This is a genomic window from Yoonia sp. R2-816 (assembly GCF_046762905.1).
In the GTDB taxonomy this organism is placed as follows: domain Bacteria; phylum Pseudomonadota; class Alphaproteobacteria; order Rhodobacterales; family Rhodobacteraceae; genus Yoonia.
Genome location: NZ_JBKQXN010000316.1, coordinates 18,291 through 39,233, shown reverse-complemented (window position 1 = coordinate 39,233; position 20,943 = coordinate 18,291). Strand labels below are relative to the sequence as shown.

Sequence of the window (20,943 nt, the reverse complement as noted above, 5' to 3'; positions counted from 1 at the left end):
TCTTTCCATTACCACACTGCCATGCCAGATTGCGCCCATGTCAACACTTTCCACCCGCAGCGGCGCACCTGTGTCCCGCCTCACCTTCGGGACAATGCAATTCGGCGGCAAGGCCGACGCATCGGCCAGTCAGGCCATGTTCGACGCCGCATGCGCGGCGGGGATCAACCATTTTGACACGGCCGTCGGCTACACCGGAGGCGCATCCGAAATCCTGCTCGGCGGCATGATCAAAGCCAACCGTGACGATCTCTATGTCGCCACCAAGGTCGGGTATCAGGGTGGTGCCAGCCAGGCGAACATCGCCAGACATTTCGACACCTGCCGCAGGCAGTTGAACGAAGACGCGGTCGACCTGCTCTACATGCACCGCTACGACCCCGACACGGGACTGCAGGAAACCTTCAGTACCCTGGCCGAACTGCAATCAACCGGCGCAATCCGGCATATCGGTGTGTCCAACTATGCCGCATGGCAGGTGATGAAAGCCCAGGAAGTCGCCCGGTCTCTGGGCACGAAAATCGATGCGATCCAGCCCATGTACAACCTCGTCAAACGCCAGGCAGAGGTCGAAATCTTCCCTATGGCGCAGGATCAGGACATCGCCATCATCCCCTATTCGCCGCTCGGTGGCGGATTGCTCACGGGCAAGTACGCCAGCGGCGAAACCGGCCGCCTGACCGATGATGAACGATACAAGGCCCGCTATGGCCTCGACTGGATGCACAATGCGGCGGCAGGCCTGAAATCGCTGGCGGACGACATGAATATGGACCCAGCGACGCTCGCAGTTGCATGGGTCGCCGCCCACCCGGCAAGGCCGCTGCCCATCATTTCGGCCCGTTCGACGGCGCAACTGGCCCCCTCACTGGCCGCCGAAGGATTTGAAATGACACCCGATCTTTACGCGCAAATCACCGCACTCAGCCCTACACCAGCGCCAGCGACCGACAGACTGGAAGAAGCGTGATTGATTTTCTGATTATCGGGGGAGGTATCGCGGGTATCTCCGCTGCGGCTCGGCTGTCAGACTTGGGCCAGGTCACCGTGCTCGAGGCCGAGGATGCCCTCGCCTACCACGCCTCCGGACGGTCCGCTGCCATGTTCGAGGAAAGCTACGGCAAACCGGCTACTATCGCGCTCAACGCCGCCAGCCGGGATTATCACGCCAGCGCCCTGGTACTCAGTCCACGCGGGCTGCTGATGATCGGTAACGGGGAAAATGCGGACGCCTTCGCTGGCGACTGTAAGAACATGAAACTGGACGAAATCGACGTTGCCACAGCACTCAATTTCATCCCTATTCTAAACAAGGATAAGTTCGACCGCGCCGCCTATCACAGTGATGCATGGGACATCGATACCGACAAGCTGATCCAGACCTTCGCCCGGGACGCCCGCAAAAAAGGGGCACAGATCAACACAAAGTCCAAGGTGACGCAGATCACGCGCATCCAGACCGGGTGGGAGGTCGTGAGCGAAGGGGCCAGCTATTTTGCCAAGAACCTCGTCAACGCGAGCGGTGCCTGGGTCGATGTGGTCGCCAAAATGGCCGGGATCGCACCCTTGGGTTTCACACCGTTCCGCCGGTCCATGGCGCGACTGCCAGCCCCCGGCGGGCATGACCTCAAATCATGGCCCATGCTCTTTGGTCCGGGGGAAACCTGGTATGCCAAACCTGATGCAGGAGCGCTGATCGTCTCCCCCGCCGACGAAGACCCGGTAGAACCGCACGACGCATTCACCGATGACATGACACTGGCCGAAGGGCTAATGCGTTACGAGGACACGGTGACCGAACCCGTCGTGCGGCTACTGGCCTCATGGGCGGGGCTGCGCACCTTTGCACCTGACCGCAATCTGGTGCTTGGTCCCGATGCGAACGATGAAAACTTCATCTGGTGCGCCGGGCAAGGCGGCTATGGGATGCAATCGGCCCCGGGCTCCAGCCAGTTGCTCGCCGATATCATCGGCGGCAGACAGCCCAGCATCGACGCGGCCACAGTCGCGGCATTGTCGCCGGCCCGGTTTGCATGACCGCCCGACGGAACGATCACGGCCAACCCATTGGCCCGGAGGTGCCCGGCTGGACCGGTTGCGCCCCGATCCCCCGCACCGCGATGCCGGGGCACTACTGCGACGTGGTGCCGCTCGAAACCAGCCATTCGGCAGACCTGCACACCGCCTACAGCGCCGATAAAACCGGCGCGCTCTGGACCTACATGCCAACCGGCCCTTTCAACTCAATGTCAGAGGTAGAAGCCTGGGTCAAAACCTGCAGCCAATCCACCGACCCGCTGTTCTTTGCCATCATCGACAAACGCAATGGCAAGGCCATCGGCGTCGCCAGCTTCCTGCGTATGGACCCCGCCAACGGCGTAGCAGAGGTCGGCTACATCGCCTTTTCCCCAGCCCTGCAGAAGACGCCAATGGCCACCGAAGCGATGTATCTGATGATGCGCCGGGTGCTCGGTGAACTGGACTACCGGCGCTATGAATGGAAATGTGACGCGCTCAATGCCGCTTCACAGGCGGCGGCAAAACGACTGGGTTTCGGCTACGAAGGTACATTCCGGCAAGCAATTGTCTACAAAGGGCGGAACCGGGACACAGCGTGGTTTTCGATTATCGACAAGGACTGGCCACGCATCCAAACGGCATTCGAAAACTGGCTGGCGCCCGACAATTTCGACGATAATGGCTTACAGCGCCAACGCCTGAACGCGCTGATGCCTGACGACCTGCAGGCCTAGGCAACATCGCTGGCCACTTAAAAAGCGGCGCACATGATACCATGTTCTCCATATGACACAGGACAGCGAGAAACGCACACGTCGACGTTTTGACCGCCAGTTTCACCAACTGGCCCGTTTCGCGCCGTGGATCGAGAAACTGCGCAGCCCCGGCTGGGCACTCGCGCGGGCGGCTGTCGGCTTGCTTTTCATCATCGCCGGTTTTCTGGGCTTTCTGCCGATCCTTGGCTTTTGGATGATCCCGTTGGGGCTTGTTCTGCTCGCAATCGACATCCCCGCGCTGCAAGCCCCCGTTTCATCCGCAATCATTCGCGGGCGCCGTCGGCTCAGCACGCTGCGACGAAACCGGAACGGACGCTGAAATCTAAACCTGATGAAACCGCAGCGGCTTGCTGTCTTCACGGATCACCACACCCTTGGCCTCCAGATCAAGCTGCACACATTTCTGCCACCAACCCGACGTGGCCCCGCCCGGAAACAGATGCTCCGGCAAATGCGCTTTTGCGGCCTCTTTCGATTCTTTGGCCGTCATACCGGGCGCGGATCGAGGCAAAGTGGCCAACATGGCCGCCTTCATCGCCTCGTATTTTGCCCGATCCACCCGACTGACCCGCCCGGGTGTGTTGATATTCTCAACCTCGATTTTGTCGTCCATCAGAGCCTCCGGCAAGATGGGTTTAAACCCAGCTTACGTTGTGGCCGCTGTCAACCATCAGCCCTGATCGTGGCGTTCTTGGGGTCGTAGGGGCTGTCCTCGACAATCTCAGCATTCCACAACTGATCCAGCATCTTGACCTGCAACTTGGTGCCCACAACCGCAAGTTCGGGCTTCACATACCCGATGCCAATCGACTTTTCGAACGCCACCGAATACCCGCCAGAGGTCAGACGCCCAACCCGATTGCCATCCATATCATACAGCGCCTCGCGCCCCCACGGATCGGCATCATCAGGCCCATCGATCAGCAGGGTGACGCATTTCGACCGGATGCCCTTCGCCTCCATCGCGGCCTTGCCATGGAAATCCTTGGACAAGTCAACAAAGCGCGGCAAATCCGCCTCCAGCGGTGTCGCGTCGCGACCCAACTCGGTGCCAAATGCGCGATAGCTCTTTTCCTGCCGCAACCAGTTCTGCGCGCGGGCACCAACCAGCTTCATCCCATGCTTCTCACCCGCCTTTTCCAGCAGGTCGAACAGGTAATTCTGCATCTCGATCGGGTGATGCAACTCCCATCCCAACTCACCGGTATAGGCCACCCTGATCGCATTCACCGGGCACATCCCCAACTCGATCTGCTTGGCCGACAGCCATGGGAAACGCTTGTTCGACAGGGCCGTCGCCGGGTCCGCGTCCTTGATCACCTCGTTCAGGACATCCCGCGATTTCGGCCCGGCAATCGCAAACACGCCCCATTGGGTCGTCACATCCTGCTCGTTGATCCGGCCAAACTCGGCCTCTTTCTCCATGACCGCCTTGTAAAGGTAATCCTGATCATAGGCATGCCATGCCCCGGCAGAGACCAGATAGTAATCATCCTCCGCCAGCCGCACGATGGTATATTCGGTCCGTGTCGTCCCATGCGACGTCAGCGCATAGGTCAGATTGATCCGGCCCACCTTCGGCAGCTTGTTCGTCGTGAACCAATCAAGGAAAGCCGTCGCCCCCGGCCCGCTGATCCGGTGCTTGGTGAACGCGGTCGCGTCGATCAGGCCAACGCCTTCACGGATGGCCTTCGCCTCTTCGACAGCATATTGCCACCAGCCACCGCGCCGGAACGACCGGCTCGCCTTGTCGTCAAATCCCGCAGGCGCATAATAATTCGGGCGCTCCCACCCGTTCACAAAGCCGAACTGCGCGCCACGCTCTTTCTGCCGGTCATAGGCGGGCGAGGTGCGCAGGGGGCGACAGGCCGGCCGTTCTTCATCCGGGTGATGCAGAATATAGACGTGGTCGTAACATTCCTCGTTCTTGCGCGCGGCAAACTCGGTCGTCATCCAGTCGCCGTAACGCTTGGGGTCAAGGCTGGCCATGTCGATCTCGGCCTCGCCCTCCACCATCATCTGCGCCAGATAATACCCCGTGCCACCGGCAGCCGTGATGCCGAACGAGAACCCTTCCGCCAGCCACATATTCGTCAGCCCCGGCGCAGGTCCCACCAGCGGATTGCCATCCGGTGTATAACAGATCGGCCCGTTGAAATCGTCCTTCAGCCCGCTGTCCTCGCAAGACGGAATGCGATGGATCATCGCCATATACTGGGCCTCGATCCGCTCCAGATCGAGCGGGAAGAGGTCCGCTCGGAAACTGTCCGGCACACCATATTCGAAACAGGCAGGCGCACCCTTTTCATAGACGCCCAATATCCAGCCGCCACGCTCCTCGCGCACATAGGATTGCGCGTCAGCATCGCGGACCACAGGGTGCTCCACATTCCCCTCCGCCCGGAACTTCACCAGCGCAGGATCCTGATCCATCACAATGAACTGATGCTCAACCGGGATTGCCGGGATCTTGATGCCCAGCTTCTTCGCCGTGGTCTGTGCATGGTTGCCCGACGCGGTGACAACATGTTCGGCGGTAATCACAATCTGCTCGTCAGAGGGGACCAGATTGCCCCCCTTCTCGACCATCTTGGTGCAGGTGACCTCCCACGCGTCGCCATTCCAGTGAAACGCATCCGCCTGCCATTTCCGTTCGATCATCACACCGCGCTGACGGGCACCCTTGGCCATCGCCTGCGTCACATCCGCCGGGTTAATGTAGCCATCCGTGTTGTGATAAAGGGCACCTTTCAGATCATCGGTGCGGATCAGCGGCCACTTCACCTTGATCTCATCCGGGGTCATCCAGACATAAGGCACATCGCAGGTTTCGGCGGTGGAGGCATAAAGCATATACTCATCCATCCGCTCCTGCGTCTGGGCCATGCGCAGGTTGCCGACCACCGCGAAACCGGCATTCAGGCCGGTTTCAGCCTCCAGCCTCTTGTAGAAATCGACTGAGTATTTGTGGATATGGGTCGTCGCAAAGGACATGTTGAACAGGGGCAACAGACCGGCAGCATGCCATGTGGACCCCGATGTCAGCTCATCGCGCTCCAGCAGCATCACATCGTCCCAACCGGCCTTGGCCAGATGATAGGCAATCGATGTACCCACCGCGCCACCACCGACAACCAATGCTTTGACCTGCGTTTTCATGACGACGACTCCCTTCGATCCTTGCCCATAATCTGCGCGAAAGCACGAGGCGGCGAAAGAACCAGCCGACATGTTGTCAGCCGATTGCGACAGTGCGGGTCGGAACGCCGGGAAAGCCGGGTGTCAGTTGCCGCCAATCGTGCAGCGGCGCACGCCATTTTCCACACGGCAGTTGTTGCTTTTGTCACCAGGGCGGCGAACCGTCGGCGCAGGAGGTGCAGCCGGTTCTTCAGGTTCGGTGGCAGCAACAGGCGCTGGTAAGGCTGGTGACGCGGCACCTGCTCCGGGCTCAATGGCAGTCAGCGTGGGCAAGGTCGCGTCCACAGTTTCAACCGGTTCCATCAACATCGCGTTCAGGCTGCTGAAATTGACCTTTGACAGCAGCTCAAGCACGGCCTCATCATCGGCATTGGTCTGCACCGAAACATCAACTTGCTTGCCCAGATGCCCCCTGAAACGGCGACCCTCGGGCGATTCCTCGATCGGCGCGACCCGAAACGGCACCCCTTGCACGGTCGCGAATGGTTCATCCATAAACCCGATCGTGTTCATCATATTATCCTGGACCGAAGACAGAAAGCCGCCGCTCAAACCGCGATACATCCGCTCGGACCGGAAGGTCAGGGTCAGGATCATGATGTCATCACCGCGGGTCAGCGTGATCCGCTCTTGATCGACATCGCGTGCCATCTGGGCCTGCACCATCTGAGCCCCAGGGTCAGCGTCCAGCAAGGCTTTCAACTCGGCCTCCTTGATCTCGTACTCCGTCAATTCCCTCGGGGGGATCTGCGCCATCCGGTCAAAATCAGCCTGCTCAAACGGGGCAATCTGCCAACCGCCCAGAAACCCCGGAAGTGCTGCAGCCAGCGTCGGTGGTGGCGCGGATCCGGCATCAATATCGGCCTTCGTCTGTGAAACACGGCCCGGTATCTCTGACAGATAACCGACAAAGTTCATCTGCGCACCGTCCTCTGCACGTTTCTGAGTATATGAGACGTAATCAAGCCCCATAACCATACCCAGTCCCGCCACAAGAAGAATGATTGGCGATGCGGTCACGAAAAAGCGGTTCACGATGCGGCTCCTGCTCAAGAATCAATGCGTTGGCGCACTATCCCAGAATAGGTGGCTACAACTTTGGCGCGTTGCGGGCAACAGATGGGCAAATCGCAGGGTCAGGGTTTCCTCACTGGACGGCAAGCAAGGCAAAACGGTCTAATTCCGGGCAGGAGGTTTTTCAAATGACTGCATTTTCAATACGTGACGCGGCAATTCTGGCCGAAGCAAGCTACACCCCCGGTGCAATCAGGCAACCCGCCATCATGCATTCCTGCGCCCATGATGACGTGCAGGCGCATATGCTGGAAGGCAATATCCTGCTCCTGCCCGGATCCAACTCAATCAGCGATTACAAGAACTTCAACCTGCGCCCGATCCGGCTCGGGCGCAGGAAACTGCGGATGGATGACAACAAGGCCGAAACCGGCGCATCCGGCACGGTCTGGCATCAGGGCTTTCTCGCCTACGCGTCCGAGATTTTTCATTGGCTGATCCAGAAGGGCACGGCGCCAAATTTCATCATCGGGCATTCCCTGGGGGCCGCGGCGGCACAAATCCTCGCCAAAAGCTACAACGTCCCCGCCATCGGGTTTGCCGCGCCGCGCCCGAAATTCTCGCGCGGGCCGGTCAAACATCACAGGCAATGCCTGCTAATCAACCGTAATGACGATATCGTGCCGCGCCTGCCCACCAGTTTCTTTCACATGGGCCAGGTCAAAAAACTGTCCCCGGCAGTCAAACGGGCGCTGCCGGCCCATTCGATGAAACAGTACCGGGCGATCGTGGACGAAGCGCAGGCAAGTGGTGCACTGCCAGATAAATGGGCAGGCGGGGCCTGATCGCGGCGGATCAGGGGAGCTGGGACACCAACGCCAGCACTTCGGGCGCAATGTCATCCCGCAGCGACAGATAATCCAACAAGTCCGCCTGCGTCGTGTCCGGCCGCGCCACTTGGGCCAGGATGAACGCTTCTGTCTGGCTCCAGTCACGATCCCCCTTCAGCAGGCGGACCGCCGCAAACCGGGCTGAAACCTCTGGTGTCGGTTGGCCCAGCACGGCCATCATCGCAACGGTGGGCGCAGCAAGGTCGGGAAAACGCGCCTGCAGACCGGCCATGTCCGATATTTCGCCTGCACGGACACGCTCCAGCACATCACGATCAAGCGCGGTCAGCGTTACGCCGCTTTGCAACGCGCGATAGGCCAGCAATGCAGGCGCTGGTGTCGGCGGGGTCTGGGACAGCGGGCCATCAGCTGCGGGCACAAAACCCCTGTCGGGTACGATCCGCACATCAGGTTCGGGCAGGCGCTCATTCAGGGCGGCGATATCCAGGCTGTCAAAGACCGACGCGACAAAGGCATCACTGGCATTGGTCAGAACCGTGATCTCCACCGTTTCGGGGCCGTCCGGATCGCCAAGGTTCGCAACAAAGTGGCGGTAACTAAATGGTTCCTGATCAGGCGTGCGCTCCGGGGCAGGTTGCAAGATCACGTCAACCCCGGCCACCGTGCCAAAAACATCCGGCTCGATTTCAGCCTCAGGGTTGGGTTCTTCAAGACCCAACCGGCTGGCAAGGGTCTGGGGCGGGGCAACATATGGCGCGCGATGCAAACTTAACGCGACCCGCTCCTCGCCTTTGACAAAAACCCGCGCCACCCCATCGTCGATACCACCGGCAGAGGCTTCGAACCGGCGCAGCAATTCATTGGTCGGATCGGTCACCTCTGGATCAAGGTTGAACGCGCGCCCGGTCAGCGCCATACCTTGCGCTGCATCGTAATCAACAACATCAACCCCCGCCGGGGTTACAATCTCAACGGCGGCCAGGCTCTGGTTCGCCAGGTAATCATCCAGCCCCTGTTTGAACAAATACAAGGAAAGGGCAGCGAGCCCGGCCAGCAACACCCCCACTACAGGCAGCATGATCTTCATCGGGATGTCCTTTGCTCGGTCAATAGGTTGCAGCCATTCTGGGGCATGTCGTGGCAATGTCCACGCCATCTGCCCAATCAGCCCGCTACCGTGCGTCCGCAACAACAGTGCTGGCGGATTTCCGCTAAAGCATACTCGGAACAACAAGATCGGGGGGGCGGTGACCATCCTCAAACGTTTTGATATTCACGATCACCTTCTCACCCATCTCGATCCGGCCTTCCAGCGTGGCCGATCCCATATGGGGCAGCAGGATCGCATTGGGCAGTTCTTTCAGACGCGGGTTGATCAGATGACCGCGCTCAAACACGTCCAGCCCGGCACCGGCAATCTCTCCCGCGCGCAACATGCGGGTCAGGGCGTTTTCGTCGATCACCTCACCACGGGAGGTATTCACGATCACCGCACTCGGTTTCATCAGCTTCAACCGGCGGGCATTCATCAGATGAAATGTCGACGGGGTATGTGGGCAATTGATCGACAGGATATCGACACGGGCCACCATCTGATCAAGGCTTTCCCAATAGGTCGCCTCCAACTCGTCTTCCACCTCGGGGCGCAGACGCTTGCGATTGTGGTAATGCACCTGCATCCCGAACACTGTGGCACGGCGGGCCACGGCCTGCCCGATACGGCCCATGCCCAAAATCCCCAACCGGCGACCCTTGATCCGGCCACCCATCATCGCCGTGGGTGACCAACCCTGCCAGTCATTCGACTGGGCCAGCCGCAACCCCTCGGCCAGGCGGCGGGTCACACCCAGGATCAGGGCCATGACCATATCGGCGGTATCTTCCGTCACCACGCCCGGCGTATTGGATACGTGAATGCCCCGCTGGCGGGCCGTGGACACATCAATATTGTCCACCCCTGCCCCATAATTGGCAATCAGCTTCAACCTCTCACCGGCACGGCCCAGCAGCTTGGCGTCGATATGATCGGTGATCGTGGACACCAGCACATCAGCCTGCCCCATTGCATCGGCCAGCTGATCAGTTGTCATGGGCGTGTCATCGTCGCGCAATTCCACGTCGAAAAGCTCTTTCATCCGGGTCTCAACCGCCTCGGGCAACCGTCGCGTCACAACAACACTTAATCGCTTACCTGGCATATCCGGGCCTCCCGTGGCTTTTCAAAACGCAGCTTTGATGGCAGGTTGCGCCAAAGGGATGCGCAGCACAAGAACCGCGCACCACAAAAAAGAGCAGACAAGGGCAAACAATGCGTAGATGGGTGCAGTGGTTCCGCGTGATCCGGACGGCAGCAATTGCCGTGTTGATTTGCACAAGTGTCGGGCACGCCCAACAGACCGAAGCACCGACCCTTGGTCCAGAAACCAACCTGCCCCTGCCGCGCTTTGTCTCGCTCAAGGCAGCCGAGGCTAATGTGCGCCGGGGCCCCTCACTGTCCCATCGGATCGACTGGGTCTTCCAGCGGCGGAACATGCCGCTGCAGGTCATCGCTGAATATGGGCATTGGCGGCGGGTGATTGACCGCGACGGACAAGGTGGCTGGGTCCATTACACCATGCTGTCAGGGGCGCGGACCGTGCTGATCAACGGCGACACGACCGCTCTGCGATCCCGACCTGATCCGAATGCCCTTGAAAACGCGATGCTGGAACCCGGCGTGATCGCGCGATTGGGGCGGTGCGACCCCGACTGGTGCCGCCTGACCGCTGGCGGCTACAAAGGCTGGGTGCCGAAGGCTGACCTCTGGGGCGTGGCAGCAGGTGAGATCAGGGATTGATGGCGGCGGCCAATTTCATCCGGTTTCATCCAACATGATCCGGCAGACCCAGAGGAGACCACATGCCCGTTCTGACATTTGACTACCGGTCCGGTTGGCTTCAGTCGGCCACGGTGCTTGTTATCGCATCACTCTTTGCACTCTCATCGGGCTGGTTCGCCTCAGAGAACAACAGCCGGATAGACATCTTCGGCAAAACGCTGTCAGTCGAGGCAAGCGCCATGCTTTTGTGGGGAATAGCGGCGTTTTTTGCTTTGGGAATTCCGGTCGGCCTGAAGATGCTTCTGCTAAGCATGGCCAAGCCCCGTCAGGTCGTTCTGACCGCGACAGACATCACTGCTCCGAAAGCTCCCATCTACAAAACCACCACCACCATCGCCTTGCGCGACATCACCAGGCTGCGGGTCTCGACCGTGCATCGGACCACGGTGTTCGAAATCAAGGCCGGCAAGCAGAAGCTGGGAATTAACAAAACCTGGATCCAACCCGCATCACAGTTCGATGTGCTGCGAGACACGGTCGAAAAACGCGCCGCCGCGGCCGCGATCCGAGGATAGACGCCACCGTTGGCGATCCGCCCGCGCTGCGATAGATAAGGCAGAACCGTGCAGCCAACCGAAAGCGCGCCACCATGCCGCTGAAACATGACACCCGGCTCAATCTTTCCGCAGGCCTGCTCTCTGTCGGCGTGGCGCTCACCCTTGTTCTCCTGAAACTCTGGGCGCTGGGGCAAACCGGATCTCTCGCCGTGGCGGCCACGCTGGCCGACTCGGCCATGGACCTGATGATGTCACTCGGCGGGCTGATCGCCATCGCCTATGCGGCCAAACCTGCCGATGACGACCATCAATTCGGGCACACCTCTGCCGAGGATCTTGCAGCCCTTGGCCAATCCCTCTTCATCCTCATTTCCGCCGGGGTCATCGCCGTCGCGGCCATCCTGCGGCTCCTCGACGATACCGTCTCCCTGCCCGAACGCGAAGGGCTGGGGATCGGTATCATCTTCTTCTCCATCGCGATCACACTGGCGCTGGTGCTCTGGCAACGCCACGTGGCACGCAAGACAGACAACAAGGTCGTCAAGGCCGATAGCTTGCATTACCTTGGCGACCTGATCCCCAACATGGGCGCGATTATCGCGCTCTGGGCCTCGGCCAAGTTTGAACTGCACCAGATCGACAGCGTCGTGGCACTGGCCGCGGCGGCAATCCTTGCGGTCGGCGCGTTGCGCATCGGCAAATCCGCCTGGGACGCGCTGATGGACCGGCAGGCCGATCCGGACATGATCGCAGGGATCCAGGCGATTGCAGCGGATTTCGAAGGGGTGCACGGCTATCACGACCTGAAAACACGGGTCGCCGGCAGCAAGGTCTTCGTCAACCTTCATATCGAACTGGATGGCGGGCAGACGCTGGATGCGGCACACGCCATCGGGGCGGCCTTGCGCCGGGCCATCATCGCGGAATACCCGCGGACCGATGTGCTGATCCACAAGGACCCGGTCGGCGTCCAGCGCCACCCTGACGACGACAGGTAAGGTGGGGTTTCACCCCACCAATTGCTAACAAATAATGAACCAACCTGCGCGTTGGGGTCCGACGCTTTGCCGACGCAAATCCGACGCAACGCCGACCGGCCAAAATCAGGCCGCCTTGTCCAGCCCCCGACCCTTCAGCAAGGCCTCAACCCCCGGCAACCGCCCACGAAACGCGATATAAAGCTCGGCGGCATCCACCGACCCGCCAGACGACAAAACCGTCTCTTCCAGCTTGAGGGCCACGCCCGGATCAAACGGATCACCCGCCTCCTCGAACGCCTCGAATGCGTCGGCATCCATCACCTCTGACCACATGTAACTGTAATAGCCGCTGGAATAGCCATCACCGGCAAACACATGCGCAAAATGCGGCGTCGCATGGCGCATGCGGATGGCATTGGGCATCCCGATTTCTTCAAGGATTTCAGCCTGTTTCTGCATTGGATCAGCCGGTGCCGGGCCATCGTGAAAGCCCAGATCGACCAGGGCAGAGGCAACATATTCCACCGTCTGGAACCCCATATCATAGGTCGTCGCATCCAGCATCCGCTGCAACAGATCCTCCGGCATCGGCTGGCCGGTTTCGGCATGGGTCGCAAACTCCGCCAGCACCTCCGGCACTTCCAGCCAATGCTCGTATAGCTGGCTGGGCAGTTCCACGAAATCGCGCGCCACGGACGTGCCGCTAGTACTTTCGTAAGTCACATCTGACAGCATCTGGTGCAGCGCATGACCAAATTCGTGAAACAGCGTCCGCGCATCATCGTAAGACAACAACGCAGGTTTACCCGCCTCCGGTTTGGCGAAATTGCAGACATTCAGAACGATCGGGCGTTCATCCCCGCCTAACCGTTTCTGATCGCGCATTGTGGTGCACCATGCGCCGGACCGTTTCGACCCTCGGGCGAAATAATCGCCCATGAAAACCGCCACGTGCTCGCCTTTGCGGGTGACATCCCACAACCGCACATCCGGATGATAAACCGGCCCTTCGACTTCCTTGAATTCCAGCCCGAACAACCTGTTGGCACAGGCAAACGCCGCCTCAATCATGCGATCCAATTGCAGATAAGGCTTCAATTCAGCCTCATCCAGATCATGCAATTCCTTGCGTCGCTTTTCGGAATAGAACCGCCAGTCCCACGGCTCCAGCGGGCCGTCCCAGCCGTCCTGATGCAGCATCCGTTCCAGCATCTTTGCATCTGCTTGAGCTGCTGCCTTGGCCGGCTCCCAGACTTTCATCAAAAGATCCCGCACAGCCCCCGGTGTCTTGGCCATCTCTGTCTCAAGCTTGAAATCGGCAAAACTATCATAGCCCAGCAAATCGGCACGTTTCTCGCGCAGTTTCAGCGTGTCCGCCGCAATCGCACGATTATCCGTCTTGCCACCATTCGCCCCACGGGCCACCCATGCCTCATAAGCTGTCTTGCGCAAATCCCGCCGCTCGGAAAATTGCAAAAACGGCACGATCAGCGATCGGGACAGGGTCACAACTGGCCCGCCCGCTTCCTTTTCTTCGCCCGCCGCCTTCGCCGTCGCGATCACGAAATCAGGCAGACCCTGCAGATCATCCGCCTCCAGCTTCATGAACCATTCGCGTTCATCGGCCAGCAGATTCTGGGTAAATTCCGTCCCCAGCACCGACAGCCGCGATTTCACGTCGCGCAGCGCTTCGGCATCGGCACCTTCCAATTGCGCACCCGACCGGACAAAACCGCGCCGGGTCAGCATCAGCACACGCTGCTGTTCATCGGTCAGGTCCAGATTGTCACGGTCTTCCCAGACCGCCTCGATCCGGGCAAAAAGCGCCTTGTTTTCAGAGACTTCAGAACTGTAGGCACTCAGCTTCGGGGCAAAGTCCCGCTGCAACGCCTCGCGCTTTTCATTGCTGTCGGCACTCGCCACACCATAAAACACACTCAGAACACGGTTCAGCGTTTCATCCGCCAGTTCCAGCGCCTCAATCGTATTGGCAAATGTGGGGCCTTCGGCATTCTCGGCAATTCCCGCGATATTGGCACGCGCCTGCTCCAGCGCGGCATCGACCGCCGGGGCATAATCATCATCGGAAATCTCCGCGAAGGGCGGCAGTTCAAAGGGTGTGGTCCAGTCGGACAGCAGCGGGTTTGTCATCACAAATCTCCTTTGCCTACAACCTAGGGGCGGGGCCTGCGACTTGCCAGCGACCTGTTTATCATTTTGGCCAAAATGCTCAAAAATCCGCCCTTACCGCGTGCGCATCCGTTTTTCAAACCGGCGCAAGGCCAGCGATAATGAAATAGTAATCATCAGATAAACCAGCGCCACCACATTATAGGTTTCGAAATAGCGGAAATTGCCCGCTGCCGTGACCTTGCCCAACTGGGTCACATCCGTAACCCCCAGAACGGATACAAGCGACGAATCCTTCACCATCGCCACAAAATCATTGCCCAGTGGCGGCAGAATGGTGCGCAGCGCCTGCGGAAAGACGATCAGGCGAAACCGCTGCCAGCCATTCAGGCCCAGCGCCTCGGCGGCCTCGATCTGGCCTTTGTCGACCGATTGCAGTCCGGCACGAAACACCTCGGCCAGAAAGGATGAATAGGCGATGGTCAGCGCGATCACCGCCCGCCACAGCAGGGAAAAATCGCGGGTGCGGACCGGGTCCAACCCAATGGTTTCCGCAATCCAGTTCCACCCTGCCACCATGGCCGGGGCCAGCACAAAGGCCACGTAAAGCAGCAGCACGATGATCGGAATGCCGCGCACCACCTCGATATAGAACCGCGCCAACTGGCGCAGCACCAGCCAGCGCGACAAACCCGCCAGCGCCAACCCCAACCCCAGCACACAGGCCATCGAATAAGACACCAGCGTCACATAGATCGTGACCCAAATGCCCTTTTGCAGGGTGTTCAGCACGCGCGAATACTCCGCAACCGTCAGCACCTGCCAGAAAAGGTAGGTGCCAATCGCCACAACGGCGACCAGCCACCACGGGAAATCCTTGTCGCTCGGGGATGTCGGAATCATCGGCGCATGTCCCGGGCCTGACCCGGGACCTCCTGATCAGCGCCTACTCACCCAGCTTGTACTCAAGGAACCACTTGGTGTTCAGCGCATCAATCGTGCCATCGGCGGCCATATCGGCAATCGCCGCATTGATCGGCGCCACCAGATCGGACCCTTTGGGAAAGATGAAGCCGAAATCCTCGGTCCCCAGCTTTTCACCAATGATCTTCAATCCGCCATCCGACGCTTCGACATAGCCGTTGCCAGCCGTGCCATCGGTCAGCACCAGATCAACATCACCGGCTCGCAGCGCCTGCACTGTGGCACCAAAGGTCTCCATCAGCTTGATACGCGGGTTCGCCTCATCCCCGTCCAGCACGTCATAGACACCCACATAGAACGGGGTCGTACCGGGCTGGGCCGCCATCAGCAGGTCATCATCGGCGGCGAAACTGGCAGCATCGGTAAACCGGTCCTCATCGCCGCGCACCATCATCACCATCTCGGACGTCATGTATTTATCCGAAAAATCAACCACTTCCGCGCGATCCTCGCGGATGGTGATGCCGGTCATGCCCATGTCATACTGACCTTCGGACACAGCGGGGATCATCGCGTCCCAGCTGATATTCTCGTAAACGACCGTCGCGTTCAGCCGCTTTGCAATCTCGGACATTGCGTCATATTCCCAGCCGACCGCATCGCCATTGCCGTCTATGAATTGCAGCGGCGGATAGGCGTTTTCCGTCACCGCCACGATTTCGCGACCTTCAAGGTTCGGCAAATGGCCGTCAGCGACAGCCGTTGTGGCCAGCATCATGGCGGCCAGTGTTGCAAGAATCTTCATGCGTGTCTCCCCAGGGTAAAACTCAGGATCGCAGTATGAACTTCAACCTTTGGCTTGCAAGCCCCTGCCGCCGCAAACCGCGCAATCCGCACGCGGTTTGACTGCGATGGTCCGGGTCTGGGCATAAAGCGCGTCATAAATCAGCAACCTGCCCCCTAGCCCATCACCGGCGCCGGTAATCACCTTCAGCGCCTCAACCGCCATCATCGCGCCGATCACGCCGGGCAGCGGGCCGATCACGCCAGCCTCGGCGCAATTCGGCACCAGCGCGGCATCCGGGGCAGTCGGAAAAACGCATTCATAACAGGGAGTTCCATGCGCTGGATCATAAAGGCTGATCTGCCCTTCCCACTGCGTCAGCGCCGCCGCGATCAGCGGCTTGCCCAGCGCCACGGCAGTCCGGTTCACCAGATACCGCGTGTCGAAATTATCCGTACCATCAAGGATCAGATCATAATCGGCAAACAGATCGGCGGCGATATCTTCGTCCAGCCGCCGCTGATACGGGCGGACGGTGACAAACGGGTTCTGCGCCCGCATCGCCTCTGCCGCCGAATGGACCTTGGGCATCCCGATATTGCGGTCCAGATGGATGACTTGCCGCTGCAGATTGGCATTCTCGACCACATCATCGTCAATCACACCAATCGTGCCGACACCCGCCGCCGCCAGATACTCCAACACAGGTGCGCCAAGCCCCCCGGCCCCCACGACTAACACCTTGGCATCGCGCAACGCCTTCTGCCCTGGCCCGCCCACCTCGCGCAGGATGATATGGCGGGCATAACGCTCCAGCTCGGTATCCGAAAACGTCCCCGACCGCGCCACCGGCGTCTCCTTCTCGGCAATCCGGGCACGCAACCCGCCCAGAAACCTGCGATATCCCCAGACGATGAAACCAAAGGCAATGAATAACGCCCACAGCCGGGCATCGCCCCCTGTCGCTTCGCGCAACGGGTGGCCAGCGGGCAGCACCACATGCAGCATCATGACCCCAACCAGCAGGATCGCCAGCATCGTCCAGCGCGCGTGATAGGGCGCCTTCATCGCAATACCGATCCCCCACAGGGTGGCCGCCATCACCCCAACCATAATCATAAGCCGGTGGACCCAAACCCGCCGGGGCCGCGCAGCGTGCCGTTCAGGAACGCGACTTCCTTGAAAGTGGCCTGCACCACCGGCGCCACCACCATCTGGGCAATGCGCATGCCATGGGTCACCGTGAAATAGTCCGCGCCAAGATTGATCATGATCACCCCCACCGGCCCGCGATAATCACTGTCAATCGTGCCCGGCGTGTTGAGCAGCGTGATCCCGTGTTTCAGCGCCAGACCAGACCGCGGTCTGATCTGCACCTCGAACCCGTCAGGGATCGCCATGCGCAATCCTGTCGGGATCAGTTGCCGGGCGCCGGGGGGCAGTTCCACCGGTCGCTGATCCTGCAGGTTCGCGCGCATATCGGCGCCCGCTGCACCGGCGGTTTCATATGACGGCAACCCGAGCGACGGATCCGCGCCCGCATCCCACTGAAACTGGATCTGCGGCGTCACGCAATCGCCTCAGCAATCCGTTTGGCCAGCGCAACTGCGACCGCATCCTTGCTCAACCGCGGCCAGTCTTCGGCACCGGCATCCGTGATCAGCGTCACCGCATTTTCAGACCCGCCCATGATGCCCGTCGCAGGCGACACATCGTTGGCGACGATCCAGTCACACCCCTTGCGTTGCCGCTTGGCCGTCGCATTGGCAACCACATCATTGGTTTCAGCGGCAAACCCGACGACCAGTTTCGGGCGGCCGGTCGTCATTTGCGAAACCGTCGCCAGAATGTCCGGGTTTTCCGCAAATTCCAGCTTTGGCAGCCCGCTGCCATCCTTCTTGATCTTGCTTGCCCCGGCGTTGGCGACACGCCAATCGGCGACGGCGGCTGCAAACACGGCGGCATCAGCAGCGGGCGCATTCTGCACCGCCTCCAGCATCTCCTGCGCGGTTTGCACGCGGATCGCACGCACACCCTGCGGCGGCGGCACATCCGCCGGGCCGGTCACAAATGTCACCTGCGCACCCAAACCCGCCAGCGCACGGGCTATGGCCGTACCCTGCGCGCCGGAAGACCGGTTGGCGATGTAACGGACAGGATCAATCGGCTCATGTGTCGGGCCAGAGGTGACCAGCACATGCTTGCCCTTCAACGGCCCATCCGACAAGGCCGCATCAATTGCATCAATGATTTCTGGCACTTCCGCCATCCGGCCAGGGCCATATTCGCCACAGGCCATATCGCCTTCGGTCGGGCCGACAACCAGCACACCGTCACTTTGCAACGTGGCGAGGTTCCGCTGTGTCGCCGCATGTTCCCACATACGCACATTCATCGCAGGCGCGATCAGCACCCGCTTGTCGGTCGCCATCAGCAAGGTCGAGGCAAGGTCATCCGCATGTCCGCCCGCCATCTTCGCCATCAGATCCGCCGTCGCCGGAACAACCACCACCAGATCAGCAGCGCGCGACAGCTCGATATGGCCCATCTCGGCCTCATCAGTCAGATCAAACAGATCCTGATACACCTTCGCGGCCGACAATGCCGACAGGCTCAGCGGGGTGACAAATTCGGTCCCCGCACGAGTCAACACCGGGGTGACGCGGCAGCCACGTTCACGCAAACGGCGCACCAGATCCAGCGCCTTGAACGCCGCGATCCCGCCCCCCACAATCAATAGGATATGTCTGTCAGCCAGCATTTGGCGTCTCCGGTATCTTGCGATCCGACACTAGGTCAGAAGATACCGGAAACACAATGTCAGGCGTCACGCAAAAAAAGCGTGGACCTCATGGCTCTGCGCCTCAAGGCTCTTGCGCATCTTGCCAAAAGCAGCGGCCTCCAACTGGCGCACCCGCTCCTTGGACAGGCCAAGCTCGGTGCCAAGACTTTCCAGCGTCCTTGGGTCATCGCGCAGTTTGCGTTCGCGCACGATGAACTGCTCCCGGTCGTTCAATGCGGTCAGGGCCGTCACCAGCCACTGGCGCAATGTTGCATTGTCATGGCTATTGGCAACTGTTTCGGCCGCCTGCGGACCGTTGTCCTCAAGCGCGTCAATCCATTCGCGACCTTCATCCTCGGTCGATTGCGTCGCATTCAGCGAAAAATCAGAGCCTGACAAACGGCCTTCCATCATCTCCACATCGTGCAATGGCACACCAACCTCGGTCGCAATCAACTCGCGCATTTCCTGACGGTCCAACTCGCGACCTTCGGCTGCGGCCTCACGCTCCAGCCGGGCCTGCACGCGGCGCATGTTGAAAAACAGCGATTTCTGCGATGATGTCGAACCGGTCCGCACCATGGACCAGTTGCGCATCACATAATCTTGGATCGATGCCTTGATCCACCAGACCGCATATGTCGAAAACCGCACGCCACGATCCGGGTCAAACTTGTCGGCAGCCTTCATCAGGCCGACCGACGCTTCCTGGATCAGATCGTTCATCGGGGCACCATAGCGCTTGAACTTGGAGGCCATGGAAATCGCCAGCCGCATATAGGCGGTAATCAAACGATGCAGGGCCTGTTCGTCGCGCTGATCGCGCCAGGCATAGGCCAGCGCCAGCTCGGTTTCGGCATCCAGCAACTCTGCCTTCATCGCGGTACGCGACAGTGTTTGATCAGAAAAACCCATAGCGGCCATGTTATTTCTCCCAGATTGCGTGCGATGCATTAACTTTGTTGGTCAATTTAGTTACGCAAGGACTAACGATCTGGATCAAACAAAGTTGCGTCATGGCACTGGAAAAACTCACATTTGTACTAGGCGGCGCAGCATCCGGCAAATCAGCCTTCGCCGAAAGCCTTGTTTTACAGCGCGGATTGGACCCGGTCTACATCGCCACGGCACAAGTCTTTGATGATGAAATGGCGACTAAAGTCGCGCGCCATCGCGACATGCGCGGCAATAACTGGACCACAATCGAAGAACCCTTCGCCGTCGCAAGCACTCTCAAACAGATCGGACCGGACCATGCCGTTCTGATCGACTGCGCCACGCTCTGGCTCACCAATATCATGCTCGCCAAACACGATATCGCCGCCGAATGTTCCGCATTGATCACCGCGCTGCGCACCTGTCGCTGCCCTGTGGTGATCGTCTCGAACGAGGTCGGACAGGGGATCGTTCCCGAAAATGCGCTGTCACGCAATTTCCGCAACGCCCAGGGCACGCTCAATCAGGCCATCGCGGCAGAGGCTGAGGTCGTCGTCGCGGTCATGGCCGGGCTTCCGCTGATGCTCAAGGGCAGCCTGCCATGACCCGGCTCTGGCTGGTCCGGCACGGGCCAACCCATGCCAAATCCATGGTCGGGTGGTCCGATCTGCCCGCCGATCTGTCCGACACCGCCGCCATCGCGCGGCTGCGGGCCTATCTGCCCAACGCGCCAGTCGTGTCATCCGACCTCTCGCGCGCCACGGCCACTGCCGATGCGCTGTCACCGCAACACCGGCTGCCCCACAACCCCGCCTTGCGCGAAATCCATTTCGGCGCGTGGGAACTGCGCAAATTCTCCGAAGTCGAGGCGGAAGACCCCGACACCATCCGCGCCTTCTGGGAACAACCGGGGCACATCGCCCCGCCCGGCGGCGAAAGCTGGAACATGGTCCGCGCGCGGGTCGATGACGCCATCGACAGCTACCTGACCCACGACAACCTGATCGTCGTGGCCCATTTCGGCGCGATCCTGACACAGGTGCAGCGGGCGCTGGGGATCGGGGCTTATGCAGCCTTCAGCCACAAGATCGACAACCTTTCCGTCACCGATCTTTGCTACGATCAGGGGCAATGGCAGGTCGGCCGGATCAATCACTGCCCGTGATACCCAAAT

At 60.1% G+C, this 20,943-nt stretch carries 22 protein-coding genes; 10 read left to right on the top strand and 12 right to left on the bottom strand.

The features are described from left to right. The first annotated feature begins 37 nt into the window (after positions 1-37). The 4 genes from ACFWW2_RS21240 to ACFWW2_RS21225 are packed head-to-tail and all read left to right on the top strand — an operon-like array spanning position 38 to position 3,114. Positions 38-970, top strand: a complete 933-nt coding sequence (locus ACFWW2_RS21240; protein WP_393931586.1) for an aldo/keto reductase — start codon at positions 38-40, stop codon at positions 968-970. Beyond that, on the top strand, positions 967-2,037 hold the full coding sequence (locus tag ACFWW2_RS21235) for an NAD(P)/FAD-dependent oxidoreductase (protein WP_393931584.1): 1,071 nt from the start codon (positions 967-969) through the stop codon (positions 2,035-2,037). The genes ACFWW2_RS21240 and ACFWW2_RS21235 overlap by 4 nt, the downstream gene beginning before the upstream one ends. Further along, positions 2,034-2,753 carry a GNAT family N-acetyltransferase gene (locus ACFWW2_RS21230; protein WP_393931582.1) on the top strand — a complete coding sequence of 240 codons (720 nt, stop codon included), beginning with the start codon at positions 2,034-2,036 and terminating at the stop codon, positions 2,751-2,753. Before ACFWW2_RS21235 ends, ACFWW2_RS21230 begins: the two co-directional genes overlap by 4 nt. A 52-nt stretch (positions 2,754-2,805) precedes the next feature. Continuing rightward, positions 2,806-3,114, top strand: coding sequence for a hypothetical protein (locus ACFWW2_RS21225; RefSeq protein ID WP_393931580.1), 309 nt, complete (start codon positions 2,806-2,808; stop codon positions 3,112-3,114). A gap of 3 nt (positions 3,115-3,117) precedes the next feature. Here the strand turns inward: ACFWW2_RS21225 and ACFWW2_RS21220 are convergent, their stop codons facing one another. The 3 genes from ACFWW2_RS21220 to ACFWW2_RS21210 form a co-directional block, all read right to left on the bottom strand. Beyond that, the gene (locus ACFWW2_RS21220) at positions 3,118-3,408 is read right to left on the bottom strand and encodes a DUF6958 family protein (RefSeq protein ID WP_393931578.1); all 291 of its coding nucleotides are present in this window, start codon (positions 3,406-3,408) and stop codon (positions 3,118-3,120) included. A gap of 50 nt (positions 3,409-3,458) precedes the next feature. Continuing rightward, positions 3,459-5,954: an FAD-dependent oxidoreductase gene (locus ACFWW2_RS21215; RefSeq protein ID WP_393931576.1), complete on the bottom strand. Its 2,496-nt coding sequence runs from the start codon at positions 5,952-5,954 to the stop codon at positions 3,459-3,461. 123 nt (positions 5,955-6,077) lie between these two features. After that, complete coding sequence (locus ACFWW2_RS21210) at positions 6,078-7,028, bottom strand: hypothetical protein (protein WP_393931574.1); 951 nt, start codon at positions 7,026-7,028, stop codon at positions 6,078-6,080. 167 nt (positions 7,029-7,195) lie between these two features. Between ACFWW2_RS21210 and ACFWW2_RS21205 the strand changes: the two genes are divergently transcribed. After that, positions 7,196-7,852 (top strand): hypothetical protein, encoded by a 657-nt coding sequence (locus ACFWW2_RS21205; RefSeq protein WP_393931572.1) that lies wholly within the window; start codon positions 7,196-7,198, stop codon positions 7,850-7,852. A 10-nt stretch (positions 7,853-7,862) separates the two neighbouring features. Here ACFWW2_RS21205 and ACFWW2_RS21200 read toward each other — a convergent pair whose 3' ends face one another. After that, positions 7,863-8,945 carry a hypothetical protein gene (locus ACFWW2_RS21200; protein WP_393931570.1) on the bottom strand — a complete coding sequence of 361 codons (1,083 nt, stop codon included), beginning with the start codon at positions 8,943-8,945 and terminating at the stop codon, positions 7,863-7,865. Between the two features lie 124 nt (positions 8,946-9,069). Then, positions 9,070-10,056, bottom strand: coding sequence for a 2-hydroxyacid dehydrogenase (locus ACFWW2_RS21195; RefSeq protein ID WP_393931568.1), 987 nt, complete (start codon positions 10,054-10,056; stop codon positions 9,070-9,072). A gap of 110 nt (positions 10,057-10,166) precedes the next feature. Between ACFWW2_RS21195 and ACFWW2_RS21190 the strand changes: the two genes are divergently transcribed. The 3 genes from ACFWW2_RS21190 to ACFWW2_RS21180 all read left to right on the top strand — a co-directional run bounded on the left by ACFWW2_RS21190 (position 10,167) and on the right by ACFWW2_RS21180 (position 12,231). Continuing rightward, a complete protein-coding gene (locus ACFWW2_RS21190) occupies positions 10,167-10,694 on the top strand; it encodes an SH3 domain-containing protein (protein ID WP_393931566.1) in 528 nt (175 codons plus the stop codon). 62 nt (positions 10,695-10,756) lie between these two features. Next, a complete protein-coding gene (locus ACFWW2_RS21185; protein ID WP_393931564.1) occupies positions 10,757-11,251 on the top strand; it encodes a hypothetical protein in 495 nt (164 codons plus the stop codon). 74 nt (positions 11,252-11,325) lie between these two features. Beyond that, positions 11,326-12,231: a cation diffusion facilitator family transporter gene (locus ACFWW2_RS21180; protein WP_393931562.1), complete on the top strand. Its 906-nt coding sequence runs from the start codon at positions 11,326-11,328 to the stop codon at positions 12,229-12,231. A gap of 105 nt (positions 12,232-12,336) precedes the next feature. Here the strand turns inward: ACFWW2_RS21180 and ACFWW2_RS21175 are convergent, their stop codons facing one another. The 7 genes from ACFWW2_RS21175 to ACFWW2_RS21145 form a co-directional block, all read right to left on the bottom strand. Next, entirely contained in the window at positions 12,337-14,364 is a 2,028-nt protein-coding gene (locus ACFWW2_RS21175; protein WP_393931560.1) for a M3 family metallopeptidase, read from the bottom strand. Positions 14,365-14,457: 93 nt separating this feature from the next. Then, complete coding sequence (locus tag ACFWW2_RS21170) at positions 14,458-15,246, bottom strand: amino acid ABC transporter permease (RefSeq protein WP_393931558.1); 789 nt, start codon at positions 15,244-15,246, stop codon at positions 14,458-14,460. Positions 15,247-15,289: 43 nt separating this feature from the next. Beyond that, the gene (locus tag ACFWW2_RS21165; RefSeq protein WP_393931555.1) at positions 15,290-16,072 is read right to left on the bottom strand and encodes a transporter substrate-binding domain-containing protein; all 783 of its coding nucleotides are present in this window, start codon (positions 16,070-16,072) and stop codon (positions 15,290-15,292) included. A 42-nt stretch (positions 16,073-16,114) separates the two neighbouring features. After that, a complete protein-coding gene (locus ACFWW2_RS21160) occupies positions 16,115-17,170 on the bottom strand; it encodes a HesA/MoeB/ThiF family protein (protein ID WP_393931553.1) in 1,056 nt (351 codons plus the stop codon). Continuing rightward, the gene (gene dut, locus ACFWW2_RS21155) at positions 17,167-17,622 is read right to left on the bottom strand and encodes a dUTP diphosphatase (RefSeq protein ID WP_393931551.1); all 456 of its coding nucleotides are present in this window, start codon (positions 17,620-17,622) and stop codon (positions 17,167-17,169) included. The genes ACFWW2_RS21160 and dut overlap by 4 nt, the downstream gene beginning before the upstream one ends. Then, the gene (coaBC, locus tag ACFWW2_RS21150; protein WP_393931549.1) at positions 17,619-18,812 is read right to left on the bottom strand and encodes a bifunctional phosphopantothenoylcysteine decarboxylase/phosphopantothenate--cysteine ligase CoaBC; all 1,194 of its coding nucleotides are present in this window, start codon (positions 18,810-18,812) and stop codon (positions 17,619-17,621) included. The genes dut and coaBC overlap by 4 nt, the downstream gene beginning before the upstream one ends. A gap of 66 nt (positions 18,813-18,878) precedes the next feature. Next, a complete protein-coding gene (locus ACFWW2_RS21145; protein WP_393931546.1) occupies positions 18,879-19,757 on the bottom strand; it encodes an RNA polymerase factor sigma-32 in 879 nt (292 codons plus the stop codon). Positions 19,758-19,849: 92 nt separating this feature from the next. Here ACFWW2_RS21145 and cobU point away from each other — a divergent pair, with 92 nt between their 5' ends. Both cobU and ACFWW2_RS21135 read left to right on the top strand, forming a co-directional pair. Continuing rightward, complete coding sequence (gene cobU / locus ACFWW2_RS21140; RefSeq protein ID WP_393931544.1) at positions 19,850-20,374, top strand: bifunctional adenosylcobinamide kinase/adenosylcobinamide-phosphate guanylyltransferase; 525 nt, start codon at positions 19,850-19,852, stop codon at positions 20,372-20,374. Further along, positions 20,371-20,934 (top strand): histidine phosphatase family protein, encoded by a 564-nt coding sequence (locus ACFWW2_RS21135; RefSeq protein ID WP_393931542.1) that lies wholly within the window; start codon positions 20,371-20,373, stop codon positions 20,932-20,934. The genes cobU and ACFWW2_RS21135 overlap by 4 nt, the downstream gene beginning before the upstream one ends. Positions 20,935-20,943: the final 9 nt, after the last annotated feature.

Excerpts from the sequence above, each read along its gene's own strand:
- ACFWW2_RS21160 (WP_393931553.1), bottom strand. The coding sequence starts at position 17,170 with ATGATTATGGTTGGGGTGATGGCGGCCACCCTGTGGGGGATCGGTATT.
- ACFWW2_RS21145 (WP_393931546.1), bottom strand. The coding sequence starts at position 19,757 with ATGGCCGCTATGGGTTTTTCTGATCAAACACTGTCGCGTACCGCGATG.
- ACFWW2_RS21205 (WP_393931572.1), top strand. The coding sequence starts at position 7,196 with ATGACTGCATTTTCAATACGTGACGCGGCAATTCTGGCCGAAGCAAGC.
- ACFWW2_RS21220 (WP_393931578.1), bottom strand. The coding sequence starts at position 3,408 with ATGGACGACAAAATCGAGGTTGAGAATATCAACACACCCGGGCGGGTC.
- ACFWW2_RS21170 (WP_393931558.1), bottom strand. The coding sequence starts at position 15,246 with ATGATTCCGACATCCCCGAGCGACAAGGATTTCCCGTGGTGGCTGGTC.
- ACFWW2_RS21175 (WP_393931560.1), bottom strand. The coding sequence starts at position 14,364 with ATGACAAACCCGCTGCTGTCCGACTGGACCACACCCTTTGAACTGCCG.
- ACFWW2_RS21200 (WP_393931570.1), bottom strand. The coding sequence starts at position 8,945 with ATGAAGATCATGCTGCCTGTAGTGGGGGTGTTGCTGGCCGGGCTCGCT.
- ACFWW2_RS21230 (WP_393931582.1), top strand. The coding sequence starts at position 2,034 with ATGACCGCCCGACGGAACGATCACGGCCAACCCATTGGCCCGGAGGTG.
- ACFWW2_RS21240 (WP_393931586.1), top strand. The coding sequence starts at position 38 with ATGTCAACACTTTCCACCCGCAGCGGCGCACCTGTGTCCCGCCTCACC.
- ACFWW2_RS21165 (WP_393931555.1), bottom strand. The coding sequence starts at position 16,072 with ATGAAGATTCTTGCAACACTGGCCGCCATGATGCTGGCCACAACGGCT.
- cobU (WP_393931544.1), top strand. The coding sequence starts at position 19,850 with ATGGCACTGGAAAAACTCACATTTGTACTAGGCGGCGCAGCATCCGGC.
- ACFWW2_RS21215 (WP_393931576.1), bottom strand. The coding sequence starts at position 5,954 with ATGAAAACGCAGGTCAAAGCATTGGTTGTCGGTGGTGGCGCGGTGGGT.
- ACFWW2_RS21135 (WP_393931542.1), top strand. The coding sequence starts at position 20,371 with ATGACCCGGCTCTGGCTGGTCCGGCACGGGCCAACCCATGCCAAATCC.
- ACFWW2_RS21225 (WP_393931580.1), top strand. The coding sequence starts at position 2,806 with ATGACACAGGACAGCGAGAAACGCACACGTCGACGTTTTGACCGCCAG.
- coaBC (WP_393931549.1), bottom strand. The coding sequence starts at position 18,812 with ATGCTGGCTGACAGACATATCCTATTGATTGTGGGGGGCGGGATCGCG.
- ACFWW2_RS21185 (WP_393931564.1), top strand. The coding sequence starts at position 10,757 with ATGCCCGTTCTGACATTTGACTACCGGTCCGGTTGGCTTCAGTCGGCC.
- ACFWW2_RS21180 (WP_393931562.1), top strand. The coding sequence starts at position 11,326 with ATGCCGCTGAAACATGACACCCGGCTCAATCTTTCCGCAGGCCTGCTC.
- ACFWW2_RS21195 (WP_393931568.1), bottom strand. The coding sequence starts at position 10,056 with ATGCCAGGTAAGCGATTAAGTGTTGTTGTGACGCGACGGTTGCCCGAG.
- ACFWW2_RS21190 (WP_393931566.1), top strand. The coding sequence starts at position 10,167 with ATGCGTAGATGGGTGCAGTGGTTCCGCGTGATCCGGACGGCAGCAATT.